This window comes from Chromobacterium sinusclupearum, from assembly GCF_002902845.1.
Classification (GTDB): domain Bacteria; phylum Pseudomonadota; class Gammaproteobacteria; order Burkholderiales; family Chromobacteriaceae; genus Chromobacterium; species Chromobacterium sinusclupearum.
Genome location: NZ_PPTF01000002.1, coordinates 1 through 13,319, shown reverse-complemented (window position 1 = coordinate 13,319; position 13,319 = coordinate 1). Strand labels below are relative to the sequence as shown.

The 13,319-nt window shown below is 64.6% G+C and carries 14 protein-coding genes; 9 read left to right on the top strand and 5 right to left on the bottom strand.

Going from position 1 to position 13,319, the window contains the following annotated elements; translation table 11 throughout:
- Positions 1-94: 94 nt before the first annotated feature.
- The gene (gene rpsT / locus C2134_RS00465) at positions 95-358 is read left to right on the top strand and encodes a 30S ribosomal protein S20 (RefSeq protein ID WP_043627589.1); all 264 of its coding nucleotides are present in this window, start codon (positions 95-97) and stop codon (positions 356-358) included.
- 168 nt (positions 359-526) lie between these two features.
- Positions 527-940, top strand: coding sequence for a tetratricopeptide repeat protein (locus C2134_RS00460; RefSeq protein WP_103316613.1), 414 nt, complete (start codon positions 527-529; stop codon positions 938-940).
- Between the two features lie 128 nt (positions 941-1,068).
- Here C2134_RS00460 and C2134_RS00455 read toward each other — a convergent pair whose 3' ends face one another.
- Genes C2134_RS00455 through fabI form a run of 3 tightly spaced genes read right to left on the bottom strand, consistent with a single transcriptional unit; the run spans position 1,069 to position 3,957 of the window.
- Positions 1,069-2,220 carry an acetate/propionate family kinase gene (locus tag C2134_RS00455; RefSeq protein WP_103316611.1) on the bottom strand — a complete coding sequence of 384 codons (1,152 nt, stop codon included), beginning with the start codon at positions 2,218-2,220 and terminating at the stop codon, positions 1,069-1,071.
- Positions 2,217-3,149, bottom strand: coding sequence for a phosphate acetyltransferase (locus C2134_RS00450; RefSeq protein WP_103316610.1), 933 nt, complete (start codon positions 3,147-3,149; stop codon positions 2,217-2,219). The genes C2134_RS00455 and C2134_RS00450 overlap by 4 nt, the downstream gene beginning before the upstream one ends.
- Before the next feature lie 10 nt (positions 3,150-3,159).
- The gene (gene fabI, locus C2134_RS00445) at positions 3,160-3,957 is read right to left on the bottom strand and encodes an enoyl-ACP reductase FabI (protein WP_223253553.1); all 798 of its coding nucleotides are present in this window, start codon (positions 3,955-3,957) and stop codon (positions 3,160-3,162) included.
- A 225-nt stretch (positions 3,958-4,182) separates the two neighbouring features.
- On the opposite strand from fabI, the gene C2134_RS00440 reads away from it, so the two are divergent.
- The 5 genes from C2134_RS00440 (at position 4,183) to C2134_RS00420 (ending at position 8,272) form a co-directional block, all read left to right on the top strand.
- Positions 4,183-4,437: an FmdB family zinc ribbon protein gene (locus C2134_RS00440; protein WP_103316608.1), complete on the top strand. Its 255-nt coding sequence runs from the start codon at positions 4,183-4,185 to the stop codon at positions 4,435-4,437.
- Positions 4,437-5,114 (top strand): DUF502 domain-containing protein, encoded by a 678-nt coding sequence (locus tag C2134_RS00435; RefSeq protein WP_103316607.1) that lies wholly within the window; start codon positions 4,437-4,439, stop codon positions 5,112-5,114. Before C2134_RS00440 ends, C2134_RS00435 begins: the two co-directional genes overlap by 1 nt.
- Before the next feature lie 77 nt (positions 5,115-5,191).
- Positions 5,192-6,985, top strand: a complete 1,794-nt coding sequence (gene aspS, locus C2134_RS00430; RefSeq protein WP_103316605.1) for an aspartate--tRNA ligase — start codon at positions 5,192-5,194, stop codon at positions 6,983-6,985.
- A gap of 191 nt (positions 6,986-7,176) precedes the next feature.
- Positions 7,177-7,446 (top strand): hypothetical protein, encoded by a 270-nt coding sequence (locus C2134_RS00425; RefSeq protein WP_103316603.1) that lies wholly within the window; start codon positions 7,177-7,179, stop codon positions 7,444-7,446.
- Positions 7,447-7,657: 211 nt separating this feature from the next.
- Positions 7,658-8,272 (top strand): peroxiredoxin, encoded by a 615-nt coding sequence (locus tag C2134_RS00420; protein ID WP_103316601.1) that lies wholly within the window; start codon positions 7,658-7,660, stop codon positions 8,270-8,272.
- 83 nt (positions 8,273-8,355) lie between these two features.
- On the opposite strand, the gene C2134_RS00415 is transcribed toward C2134_RS00420, so the two are convergent.
- Positions 8,356-9,603, bottom strand: coding sequence for an MFS transporter (locus C2134_RS00415; protein WP_103316600.1), 1,248 nt, complete (start codon positions 9,601-9,603; stop codon positions 8,356-8,358).
- Positions 9,604-9,710: 107 nt separating this feature from the next.
- Positions 9,711-10,307 (bottom strand): arylesterase, encoded by a 597-nt coding sequence (locus tag C2134_RS00410; protein ID WP_103316598.1) that lies wholly within the window; start codon positions 10,305-10,307, stop codon positions 9,711-9,713.
- Between C2134_RS00410 and C2134_RS00405 the strand changes: the two genes are divergently transcribed.
- Both C2134_RS00405 and C2134_RS00400 read left to right on the top strand, forming a co-directional pair.
- Complete coding sequence (locus C2134_RS00405) at positions 10,306-11,004, top strand: ABC transporter ATP-binding protein (RefSeq protein ID WP_071109130.1); 699 nt, start codon at positions 10,306-10,308, stop codon at positions 11,002-11,004. The genes C2134_RS00410 and C2134_RS00405 overlap by 2 nt on opposite strands.
- Positions 11,001-13,319, top strand: a 2,319-nt coding sequence (locus C2134_RS00400; RefSeq protein WP_103316596.1) for an ABC transporter permease, incomplete at its 3' end; no start/stop codon positions are given. The genes C2134_RS00405 and C2134_RS00400, both read left to right, overlap by 4 nt.

Here is a 13,319-nt window from a genome sequence, read left to right as displayed (position 1 = left end):
CCCGCTAGTTTACGCCGGCCGGATTCTTGTTGCAAAACCTGTGTTTAGGGCTTAGAATCGCGGGTTTCAGATTCCGCTATCAGGAGAAAGATTCATGGCTAACAGCGCACAAGCTCGCAAGCGTGCACGCACAGCCCTTAAGCAGCGCGCGCACAACGCCAGCCTGCGTACTGCGTTCCGTACCGCAGTTAAGAAAGTGCTCAAGGCAATCGAAGCCGGTGACAAGGCTGCCGCTAAGGTAGTATTCCACGCTTCCGAAAAAGTGATCGACCGCATTGCTGACAAGGGCGTGTTCCACAAGAACAAGGCTGCTCGTCACAAGAGCCGTCTGTCCGCTCAGATCAAGGCTATGGCCTGATCTTCAGCCCAGGCTGATAAAGAATACGCAAAGGCTCCGCAACGCGGGGCCTTTTGTGTTTCTGGCGCGGCTAAAATCGCGCGCCTGGCCGGGCTGCGATATGATGGTGGCAGCCAAGGCCGCCGCCATGGACCGGCCTCTTTTCATTGTTGATTCGGGATACTCGAGATGACCGCCTTGCCTTCCATACTGCACGAACCCATCCAGGCCCTGCTTGACGAAGGCGACGCGTTGTTCGACCAGGGCACATTCGATGCTGCGCTAGACCGTTACCTGCAGGCTTTTGAGCTGCTGCCGCCGCAAGTGGAGCGGTGGGAGGCGGCGACCTGGCTGCTGACCGCCATCGGCGACACCTATTTCCAGATGGGCGAATGGCAAAATGGCCGGCAGGCGCTGGAGCAGGCCCGGCAGTGCCCGCAGGGCGCGGAAAATCCCTTCATCCTGTTGCGCCTGGGCCAGTGCGAGCTGGAACTGGGCCGCCCCGACGCCGCGCGCGAGCTGCTCAAGCAAGCGTTCTTGCTGGGCGGCGACGAGGTATTCGAGGATGAGGAAGACAAGTACCGCGCCGAACTGAGCCGCTGACGGCATCGCCGCCAGTCATGGGCGGCCGCTTGGCCCGGCCTGGGATGCTTGCTTCGGGCCGGCGCAAAGAGTCATTGGGCAAAGGCGGCATGCCGGCTAGCGGCATGCCGAGAGGGGACGCGCGGGATTTATAGCAGCGGAGCGGCCTGGCGGGCCATTTCGCCTTCTTCGTCGGTGGGCAGCACATAGGCTGGCAGGGGGCTGCCGGCGGTGGTGAGTCGGCGCGCGTGCGCCAGGTTGGCGGCGTGGTCCAGCTCGAAGCCCAGCCAGGACAGCTGCTGCAGGACGCGGGCGCGCACTTCGGCCGAGTGTTCGCCTATGCCGGCGGTGAAGATCAGCCCATCCAGGCCGCGCAGCGCGCCGGCCAGACTGGCGACTTCGCGCGCGGTGCGGTAGCAGAACAGCTCCACCGCCTCGCGCGCGGCCGGCAGCTCGCTGGCCACCAGCTCGCGCATGTCGGCGGAGAGGCCGGAGACCCCTAGCAGGCCGGAGTTCTTGTACAGCTCGCGGCGCACATCCTTCACCCCCATGCCTTCATGCTCCTGCCAGTACAGGATCACTTCCGGATCGATGTAGCCGGGGCGGGTGCCCATCATCAAGCCGTCCACGGCGGAGAATCCGGTGCTGGCGGCCACGCTCTTGCCGGACTCGATGGCGCAGGCGCTGGCGCCGCTGCCCAGATGGCAGACCACCACCTTGCCATGGGCCAGGCCCACATCCGGCAGCCGCCGCGCGATGGCGGCATAGGACAGGCCGTGGAAACCGTAACGGCGGATGCCCTCGTCGTGCCAGTGGCGGGCGATGCCGAAGCGGGTGGCCACCACCGGCTGGGTGACGTGGAAGGCGGTGTCAAAGCAGGCGATTTGCGGCAAGCGCGCATCCAGCTGGCTGAATGCGTCTATCACTTCCAGGCTCACCGGCTGGTGCAGCGGCGCCAGCGCGATGTAGTCGTCCAGCGCCGCTCGTACTTCTGCATCGACGCGAACCGGCTGGCGGAAACGGCTGCCGCCGTGCACCACGCGATGGGCCACCGCGCGCGCTTCCAGGCCTTGGTCGGCCAGGCTGTTCAGCACCGCGGCCAGCGCGGAGACGTGCCCGTCGTCGGCCAAGCCGCGTTCGGCCAGCGGCTGGCCATTGGCGTCGGCCAGCGCGAGCCGGGCTTCCTTGCTGCCGAAACGATCCACCATGCCGCGCGCCAGCAGGGTCTGCCCATCGGAAGAAAAGGCGCGGAACTTCAGCGTGGCCGAACCGGCGTTGATGGCCAGCAGGCATCGGTTCATGAGCGTCCTCCCTGTCGGCGGTTGTGGGCCAGCAGGCTGGCGATGGCGCTGGAGGCCAGTCGGCCGCTGGCGTCGTCGGCGCGGCTGGTTAGCACCATGGGGACGCGCGCGCCCATCACGATGCCGGCGGAGGCGGCCTGCGCCAGATAGGTCAGCTGTTTGCCCAGCATATTGCCGGCTTCCAGATTGGGCACCAGCAGGATGTCCGGGTCGCCGGCCACGGGAGACACGATGCCCTTGCTGTCCGCCGCTTCCTTGGAGATGGCGTTGTCGAAGGCTAGTGGGCCGTCGAGGATGGCGCCGGTGATCTGGCCGCGGTCGGCCATCTTGCACAGCGCGGCGGCGTCCAGCGTGGCTTGCATGTCCGGGTTGATGGTTTCCACCGCGGCCAGGATGGCCACCTTGGGGAGGGCGATGCCCAGGGCGTGGGTCAGGTCGATGGCGTTCTGGCAGATGTCGCGCTTGGTCATCAGGTCCGGCTCGATGTTGACGGCCGCATCGGTGATGAACAGGTAGCGCGGATAGCTTTCCACCTTCATGACCCAGACATGGCTGATGCGGCGGTCGGTGCGGATGCCGGTGTTGCGCGCCAGCGCGGCGCTCATGAATTCATCGGTGTGCAGGCTGCCCTTCATCAGAATGTCGGCGTAGCCTTCGCGTGTCAGCTGCACCGCGCGCTCGGCGGCGGCGTGGCTGTGTTCGACGTCTATGCATTCAAAGCGCCGGAGGTCCACTTCCAACTCGTCTGCCAGCTTCTTCAGCTTGGCCAGCGGCGCCACCAGGATGGGGGTGGCGATCTGGTTGTCGGCGGCTTCCACCGCGCCCAGCAGCGCCTCGCGGCTGCAGGGATGGGCCACGGCCATCGGCAGCGGGCCGAAGGCGCGCGCCTGTTGTACGATGTCGTCAAATGCGTGGGTATCGTGAATCATGCCGCTCTCCTCAAGCCTTGATGTGTTGTCCGCCGTCGACGTAGATGGTCTGGCCGGTGAGGCCGCTGGCGGCGTTGGAGATCAGGAAGGCGCAAGTCATGCCGACTTCTTCGATTTCCACCAGCCGGTTTTGCGGCGCGCGGGAAATGGCGTCCTCGATCAGTTGGTCGAAATGGGCGATGCCGGAGGCGGCGCGCGTTTTCAGCGGGCCGGGCGACACCGCGTGCACGCGGATGCGCTTGGGGCCGAGCTCGTTGGCCAGGTAGCGGCTGACGCTCTCCAGCGCGGATTTGACCGGTCCCATGATGTTGTAGTGCTCCACCACCTTGTCGGCGCCGTAGTAACTCATGGTGATCAGGCTGCCGCCGTTCTTCATCAGGGGTTCGGCCAGCCGGGCCATTTCGATGAACGAATAGCAGGACACGCGCATCGCCTGCTGGAAGCCCTCCAGCGAGCAGTCGGTGACGCGGCCGTGCAGGTCTTCGGCCGGGCAGTAAGCGATGGAATGGATGATGAAATCCAGCGAGCCCCATGTGCGCTCGATTTCGGCAAACACTTTCTGCAACTGGCCCGGCTGCTCGACATCCAGCGGCAGGATCAGCGGCGATTGCAAGCCTTCAGCCAGCGGCCGCACGTACTTCTCGGCCTTGTCGTTCAGGTAGGTGACGGCGCATTGGGCGCCGAGCTGGTGTAGCACATTGGCGCAGCCGTAGGCGATGCTGTTTTCGTTGGCGATGCCGACGATCAGGCCTTTCTTGCCGGCGAGAATGTTGCGGATGCTGTCCATCTGACCTTCTTGGTAAACCATGTAGACCTCCGGGAGAGCGTTGCAGCAGCAGGATGATGTGAAAGTGTTTTTTGTATTGCCGTTTCAGTTGGATATAATCATGGGTTTGCGGCGCGCTTGAAGTTTCGGGCGGCGGACCGCATCTGTACCTGTGTCACCCCTGTCTGGAGTTTAGTTCCGGATGTGGTGCGGTGCAGCAATAATGCGTATTATGCCATTGTGGTCAATTGGCGGGAAAGTAAAGCTATGCCGATCTATGAATATCGTTGCGGCGCCTGCGGCGTCGCCAAGGAACATCTGCAGAAACTCAGCGATGCGCCGGTAGCGGCCTGTCCGGAGTGCGGCAGCGCGGACTATCACAAGCAGCTGTCCGCAGCCGGCTTCCAGCTGAAGGGTTCCGGCTGGTATGCCACCGACTTCAAGGGCGGCTCGTCCAGCGCTTCCGACAGCGCGCCCAGCGCCGGCGGCCATAGCTGCGGCGCCGGCTGCGGTTGCGACTGATGTCGGTCTCTCCTCAAATCAAGATGACCCTGAAGGGTTACCTGATCGCCGGCCTGCTGATCTGGCTGCCGCTGGCGATCACCCTTTGGGTGCTGAACCTGATCATCGGATCGCTGGACCAGACGCTGACCCTGCTGCCGCAAGAGTGGCGGCCGGAGGCGGTGTTCGGCATGCACATACCCGGCCTGGGCGTGGTGTTCGCCGTGCTGGTGGTGATGGGCACCGGCATGCTGGCCGCCAATGTGCTGGGCCGCCGCCTGGTGGGTTTCTGGCATGGCTTGCTGTCGCGCACGCCGGTGGTCAGCTCGATCTACAACAGCGTCAAGCAGGTCAGCGACACGCTGTTGTCGGATTCCGGCAACGCTTTCAAGAACGCGCTGCTGGTGCGCTGGCCGCACCAGAACGCCTGGAGCGTGGCCTTCCAGACCGGCACGCCGGCCCAGGAAATCCTGCAGTGCGCCGAAGACGGCGAGGAGCTGGTCAGCGTCTATGTGCCGACCACGCCTAACCCGACTTCCGGCTACTTCATCGTGGTGCCGCGCAGCGACACCCGCGACCTGAACATGAGCGTCGACGAGGCGCTCAAGTACGTCATCTCGATGGGCGTGGTGGTGCCGAACCCGCCGCCGCAGGCTCAGCGTCCGCGCCTCAACGACGAACATAATCGGCAGGGCTAGGCCGTCACCCTGTCTAGCCCCTAATCACGCCGTCTCCCCCAGGGGAGCTTCAAGGATTCAATAAAAAGGTTTACCCAATGCGTACCGATTACTGCGGACTTATCGACAAGAAATACCTCGGTCAAACCGTGACCGTCAAAGGCTGGGCGCATCGTCGCCGCGACCACGGCGGCGTGATCTTCATCGACCTGCGCGATCGCGAGGGCCTGGTGCAGGTGGTGATCGATCCGGACACCCCGGAAGCGTTCAAGCTGGCTGACAGCAGCCGCGGCGAGTATGTGCTGTCCATCACCGGCATCGTGCGCGAGCGTCCGGCCGGCACCGCCAACAGCAAGATGATCTCCGGCGAGATCGAAATCCTGGCCAAGGAAATAGAAATCCTGAACGCCGCGGCCACGCCGCCGTTCCAGATCGATGACGAGAACCTGTCGGAAAACGTCCGCCTGACCAACCGCGTGATCGACCTGCGCCGCCCGGCGATGCAGAAGAACCTGCGCCTGCGCTACAAGGTGGCGATGGGCGTGCGCAACCACCTGGACAAGCAGGGCTTCATCGACATCGAAACCCCGATGCTGACCCGCTCCACGCCGGAAGGCGCGCGCGACTACCTGGTGCCGTCCCGCGTGCATCCGGGCGAATTCTTCGCGCTGCCGCAATCGCCGCAGCTGTTCAAGCAGCTGTTGATGGTGGCCGGCTTCGACCGCTACTACCAGATCACCAAGTGTTTCCGCGACGAAGACCTGCGCGCCGACCGTCAGCCTGAATTCACCCAGATCGATATCGAAACCTCGTTCCTGAACGAGGACGAGATCATGGACATCACCGAAGGCATGACCAAGGAAATCTTCCAGGACGTGCTGGGCGTGACGCTGCCGCAATTCCCGCGCATGACCTACGCCGACGCGATGTTCTACTACGGCTCCGACAAGCCGGACATGCGCGTCAGCTTGAAATTCACCGAACTGACCGACGTGATGAAGTCGGAAGAGTTCAAGGTGTTCCGCGGCGCCGCCGACATGGCGAACGGCCGCGTGGTGGCCCTGCGCGTGCCGAACGGCGCGTCCTTCAGCCGCAAGGAAATCGACGACTACACCCAGTTCGTCGCCATCTACGGCGCCAAGGGCCTGGCCTACATCAAGGTCAACGACGTCACCAAGCTGAACGAAGAAGGCCTGCAGTCCCCGATCGTGAAATTCCTGTCGGCCAATGGCCTGAAGGAAATCATCGAGCGCACCGGCGCGCAAAACGGCGACATCATCTTCTTCGGTGCGGACAAGGCCAAGGTGGTGAACGAGGCGATCGGCGCGCTGCGCATCAAGATCGGCCACGAGCACGGCTTGGAAAACGGCTACTTCGTCAAGGAATGGCGCCCGCTGTGGGTGGTGGACTTCCCGATGTTCGAGCACGATGAGGAAGAAGACCGCTGGACCGCCTGCCACCATCCGTTCACCAGCCCGAAGCCGGGCCACGAGGACTTGATGGCCACCGATCCGGGCAAGTGCTTGGCCCGCGCCTACGACATGGTGCTGAACGGCTGGGAAATCGGCGGCGGCTCCATCCGTATCCACCGCGCCGACATCCAGGAAAAGGTCTTCGGCGCGCTGAAGATCAGCCCGGAAGAGCAGCAGAACAAGTTCGGCTTCCTCTTGGACAACCTGAAGTTCGGCGCGCCGCCGCACGGCGGCCTGGCTTTCGGCCTGGACCGTCTGGTGACGCTGATGTGCGGCGCGGAATCGATCCGCGACGTGATCGCCTTCCCCAAGACCCAGCGCGCCCAGTGCCTGCTGACCAACGCGCCGAACGCGGTGGACGACAAGCAGCTGCGCGAGCTGAACCTGCGCCTGCGCCAGAAGGCCGAGCCGACTGCCTGATTGACCGGGTGGGAGCCTGCGGCGAGATGGCGGAACGCCGGCTGAGCCGGCTTCCGTCCTACGCCAGGCCGGTGGTAAATGCCTTATCGAGAACGGACAGCATGCTGTCCGTTTTTTTGTCCTTTAAATTATCCATGTACATGTGTAAAATAAATTTGTGTTTATGTACATGGATAAGATTGGAGAGGGCAATGGCGCAACAGAGCGAAGTGAAAGACATCCTGGTGGAACGGACCCAAACCGGGGTCAAGATCGAGAAGCGCATCCTGAAGGTGCTGAAGGGCATGGCGGAGTACCATGACATTTCGCTGGGCGACCTGCTGGAAGGCATCGTGCTGCATGCCTTCGATGGAAAAACGCCGTTCGGCGAGGAGTCGCTGGCCAAGATCCGCCAGTTGAAAGAGGTGTATGGCCTAAACCTGGACGCCAGCCACAGCCATCATCTGCGCGAGAAGAACTAAAAACGGGCCGAGCTTGAAACTTCGGCGCAAAGGCCCCATCTGACAAGAGTTGGCTGGCCCTGCGCCCATTGCAAAACTTTATCGTCACGATATCGATTTACAATTTGCCGGGCCTGGGCGCGGTGCTTTATAAAGCTTCGCAATCCGCCGCGCGTTCCGGATGCCCGATTCCGGGATGCGCTGTCATACCAAGACCTTTAAGGAGATCCACATGGCCGTACTCGTTGGCAAGCAAGCCCCGTTCTTCGCAGGTGAAAAGACTTTTTCCGCCGTGCTGGGCAATGGCGAGATCGTTGACAACTACTCCTTCAAGCAAGCTACCGCCGGCAAGTACGCCGTGGTGTTCTTCTACCCGCTGGACTTCACCTTCGTGTGCCCGTCCGAGCTGATCGCTTTCGACCACCGTCTGGAAGAGTTCAAAAAGCGCAATGTGGAAGTGATCGGCGTGTCCATCGACAGCCAATTCACCCACGCCGCATGGCGCAACACCCCGGTCGACAAGGGCGGCATCGGCCAAGTTGGCTACACCCTGGTGGCCGATATCCAGCACGACCTGTGCAAGGCTTACGATGTTGAAGCCGATGGCGGCGTGGCTTTCCGCGGCTCCTTCCTGATCGACCGCTCCGGCGTGGTGCAGCACCAGGTTGTCAACAACCTGCCGCTGGGCCGCAACGTCGATGAAATGCTGCGCATGGTTGACGCGCTGCAATTCACCGAAGAGCACGGCGAAGTGTGCCCGGCTGGCTGGAACAAGGGCAAGAAGGGCATGAAGCCGTCCGCCGAAGGCGTGGCTTCCTACCTGGCCGAGAACGCCAAGGACCTGTAATCCGCGTGTAACGCCGGATCTGTCCAGAACCCCGCCCGCGCAAGCCGGCGGGGTTTGTCATTCTAAGCCTGCTTCTGCTCGGCTCAGCCGCTTTTCAAGGCCTGCTGTCCGCTTGCTCCGCATTCCGACGGCCGCAGCATGCGCCGCAGCGGCGCGTGCTGGAGGGCCGCGCTGCAACAAACGGCCAGCGCGCACAGCCACCACAGCGCAGGGCCGCCGACGTGGCCGTATAGAAAGGTGCCCAGCGCCGGCGCGATCAGCGAGCGCCCGCTCCAGGCCGCGTTGTAAAGGCCCAGATAGCTGCCGCGCAGCCGGCCTTCCGAACGGTGCATCACCAGCTGGGAATAGGTGGGCGAGAGCAGCAATTCGCCCAGGGTCAGGGTGATCGTCATCAGGATGGCCCAGATGGGGCCTTGCCCCGCGTTCAGCCACAGGAAGGCGAAGCCGGTCAGCAGCGCGCCCAGCTGGATGCAACGCGCCACGCCCCAGCGCAGGATGCGGCGGCTGATCGGAATTTGCAGCCCCACCACCATCAGGCCGTTGATGGTGAACAGATAGCCTATCCATTGCGGGCCAAGCTGGTAGTGCTCACGCAGGAACAGGCCCAACGTCACATACATCTGATCGAAGACCAGCGTAACCAGAATCAGCGAGGCGATGACGCGCAGAAACATCCTGTCGTTCCAGGGGCCGGGAAGATCGGCATCCTCTTCGGCTCGCTGCGCCGCGCGCGGACGCGTCTGCTCGCCGAGCCGCCGGTAAGACCACGCCATCCAGAGCGCACCCAGCAGCGTGCAGGCCGCATTGGCGACGTAGACCCATTGGTAACCCCAGGCCGCGATGAAGCCGGCGACGATGCCGGCGATGGCCACGCCCAGGTTGTAGGCCACGCGCAGCATGCCTTGCGCCACCGGGCGCTGCTGCGGCGTGCAAGGCTCCAGGGCCAGGCGTTGGTTGATCGGCTTGAAACCCCCGTCTGCCATGCCGGATAGGACCAGCAAGGGCATGAACAGCCATACAGGCAGCTGCAGCGCCAGCAGCAGCATGCACAGGCCGGATAGGGTCAGCGCCATGACGGCCAGCTTGCGGCTGTCGAAGCGGTCGGTCAGGCTGCCGCCCTTGAACGAGCCGGCCAGCATGCCCATGCCGTAGAAGGCCATCAAGAGGCCGATCTGGCTGTACGGCAACTGGTAGTTTTCGCGCAGGTACAGCGGCAGAAACAGCTTGGACATGCCGCCGACGTTGTTGACGAAGCTGCAGACGATTTGGACGTAGACGCTGGCGGGCAGGCCGCGGTAGGGGCGCAACATGCGGCTTAAGGTGGTGGGCATGGCGAATGGGGCCGCGCGTCCGGCGGGGCGGGACGTGGAGGGCGATTTAATTATGCTAAAGAATTATATTTCATTTAAAACAATATCCAGTCAACCGGTTTGCTGAATTATTTCACTGGCAGTTTTGCCTTCACCGTGCGCATCATGGTGGCCTGCATCTCGGCGCGCGGATGCAAGCCGTCGGGTTGGAAGGCGGACAAATCGCCGGCGAAACCGGCGACCAGCAGCGGTACGTAGGCCAGGCGGTTGCTTTTGGCCAGATCGTCATATACCGCGCGGAACTCGGCGCCGTAACGGGGGCCATAGTTGGGTGGCAGCGCCATGCCCACCAATAGCACCTGGATCTTGCGCGCGCGCGCCAGGTCTATCATCCGCTGCAGGTTGCGTCGCATCTCGGCCATCGGCAGGCCGCGCAGGCCGTCGTTGGCGCCCAGCTCCAGCACCAGCACGTCGGGTTTGTGGCGGGACAGCGCATCAGGCAGCCGGGACAGGCCGCCGGCGCTGGTTTCACCGGAGATGCTGGCGTTGACCACCTGATGGCGCGGCGCCAGCTCGCGCGACAGCAGCGTGACCCAGCCTTGATTCGGCGCCAGGCCGTAGCCGGCCGACAGGCTGTCGCCGAATACCAGTACGGTGGCGGCGAGGGCGGGCAGCTGCCATAGCAGCAACAAGGGGAAAAGCATCTTGCAGACGATTGAACGCATGAACGATCCAGTGAAAAAGACGGCGGTGCTGGCCGCCAATGGTTTGGCCAAGCAAGTCCACTTTCGCGGCGATGTGCTGCACATCCTGCGCAGCGCGACGCTGACATTGTATCCCGGCGAGAGCGTGGCCATCGTCGGCACTTCCGGTTCCGGCAAGTCCACGCTGCTGTCCTTGCTGGCCGGGCTGGATCATCCCAGCGATGGCGAGGTGGCGCTGTTCGGCAAGCCGTTGTCGCGGCTCAGCGAGGATGCTCGCGCGCTGCTGCGGCGCGACAAAGTCGGCTTCGTGTTCCAGAACTTCCAGCTGATGCCGCAACTGACGGCGCTGGAAAACGTCATGCTGCCACTGGAGCTGGCCGGGCGCAACGACGCGCGCGAGGCTGCGCGGCAGATGCTGGAGCGGGTGGGGCTGGCGGCGCGGCTGGGCCACTATCCGCGCCATCTGTCCGGCGGCGAGCAGCAGCGCGTGGCGCTCGCGCGCGCCTTCGTCATCCATCCCGGACTGCTGTTCGCCGACGAACCCACCGGCAACCTCGATCCTCAAACCGGCCGCCAGATCATAGACCTGCTGTTCCAGTTGAATGCCGAGCAGGGCACCGCGCTGGTGCTGGTCACCCATGACAACGAGCTGGCCAGCCGCTGCGACGCCATCTACCGGCTGGTGGACGGCAAGCTGAACGGAGCGCGCGCGGCATGACCCTGCTCGGACGTTTCCGCCTGGTGACCCGCTTCATCCGCCGCGAGCTGGCGGCCGGCGAGCTGACGATACTCGGCCTGGCCCTGCTGGTGGCGGTGGCGGCGATGAGCAGCGTCGCCTTTTTCTCCGACCGGGTGGAGAAAGCGCTGACCACACAGGCTACCCAGCTGTTGGCGGCCGACCTGGTGCTCAGCGGCAATCAGCCGGCGTCGGACGCGATACGCGCCGAAGCGCGGCGGCGCGGCCTGCAGACGGCCGACAACATCACCTTCCCGTCCATGGCCTTCGCCGGCGGCCAGGCCACGCTGGCGCAGTACAAGGCAGTCAGCGCCGGCTACCCCTTGCGCGGCGAGACCACCGTGAGGCTGGCGGACGGCAGCGAACAGAGCGGCCAGCTGCAGCCGGCGCCCGGCAGCGCCTGGGCCGACGCGCGGCTGATCGGGCGGCTCAAGCTGAAGCTCGGCGATGAGATCGGCGTCGGCAATGCCCGGCTCAAGCTGTCTGGCGTCATCGTGCGCGAGCCGGACGGCAGCATGGATATCTACAACTTCATTCCCCGGCTGATGTTCAACAGCGCGGATCTGCCTGCCACTGGGCTGGTGCAGGAAGGCAGCCGCATCCGCTGGCGCCTGCTGTTTGCCGGCGAGGATCGCCAGATCGCCGATTTCCGCGGCTGGCTGCGCCAGCACAAGCCCAAGGGCACGCGGCTGGAGAATGTGGAAGAAATGCGGCCGGAAATCCGCACTGGCCTGGAGCGCGCGCGCCGTTTCCTGGGCCTGACCGCCATGCTGACGGTGGCGCTGGCCGCGGCGGCGGTCGCCCTGGTGGTGCGCCGCTATCTGCAGCGGCACTGGCAGCAGGTGGCGGTGCTGCGCTGTCTGGGCCTGGGCTCTGGAGAGGTGTGGGGGCTGTTCGTCAGCCTGTTCTTGCTGCTGGGCGCGCTGGCCGGCCTGCTGGGCACGCTGGCGGGCTTTGCCGTGCAGCTGGGCCTGATGCGGCTGTTCAGCGGCTATGTCGGCGAGGTGTTGCCGGACCCGGGCTGGCTGCCATGGCTGATCGGTCCGCTGGCCTCGCTGCTGTTGCTGGCAGGCCTGGCGCTGCCGCCTCTGATGGGCATACGCGATGTTTCCCCGGCCGCCGTGCTGCGCAATGAGTTGCCGCCGACGCGGCAAGGCGTGGTGGCGCCGGTGTTGGCGCTGGCCACGCTGCTGGGGCTGGCGTCGTGGCAGGTGGGCGAATGGACGCTGGCCGCCTGGCTGCTGTTGGCGATGCTGGGTTTCCTCGCCGTGTCCGGCGGGCTGGCGATGGGGCTGGTGCTGCTGATGCGCCGGCTGCCGCGCGGCGGGCAGATAGGCTGGCGCTTCGGCATCGCCAATATGGCGCGGCGGCGCTGGCTGGCGGTGCTGCAAATCGCCTCGCTATCGGTGGGGCTGATGGCCTTGTTGACGCTGACCGTGGTGCGCGATGACCTGATCGGCGCCTGGCAGCGCAGCGTGCCGGCGGACGCGCCCAACAAGTTTGTCATCAATATTCAGGGCAATCAGCTGGATGCCGTGCGCGACGCCTTTGCCGTGGAAGGCCGGCCGCAGCCGGAGCTGTCGCCCATGGTGCGCGCGCGGCTGATCGCCATCAATGAGCAGCCGGTGCGGCCGGCCGCGTATGATAGCGAGCAGGCGCGCCGTCTGGCCGAGCGCGAGTTCAATCTGTCCTGGCGCGCCGAGCTGCCGCCGGGCAACCAGGTGGTGTCCGGCAAATGGTGGGAAGACGGCAAGCGGGTGAAGCCGCAGTTCTCAGTGGAGCGCGGCTTGGCCAATACCCTGGGCATCCGGCTGGGCGACACGCTGGCCTTCGATCTGGCCGGCACTACCTACCGCGCCAAGGTGACCAGCCTGCGCGAAGTGCCTTGGGACAGCTTCCGCGTCAATTTCTTCGTGATCGGCACGCCGGGGCAGTTCCGCCAGCAGCCGGCCAGCTGGATCACCAGCTTCCGGCTGGCCCCCGCCGACGAGGCCTTTGCCGACCGGCTGGTGCAGCGTTTCCCCAATTTGACGGTGATCGACGTCGGCAGCATCCTGGCCGAAGTCCGGGCGATGGTGGACAAGCTGACGCGGGCCATCGAGGCGATGTTCCTGTTGGCGCTGGCGGCCGGCGTGCTGGTGCTGTGGGCCTCCTTGACCGCGACCCGCGACGAGCGGCTGGCCGACATCGGCCTGATGCGGGCTCTTGGCGCGTCGCGCGCGCAGGTGCGACGCGTGGTGCTGGCCGAATTGATCTGGCTGGGCGCGGTGTCCGGCCTGCTGGCGGCGCTGGGCGCG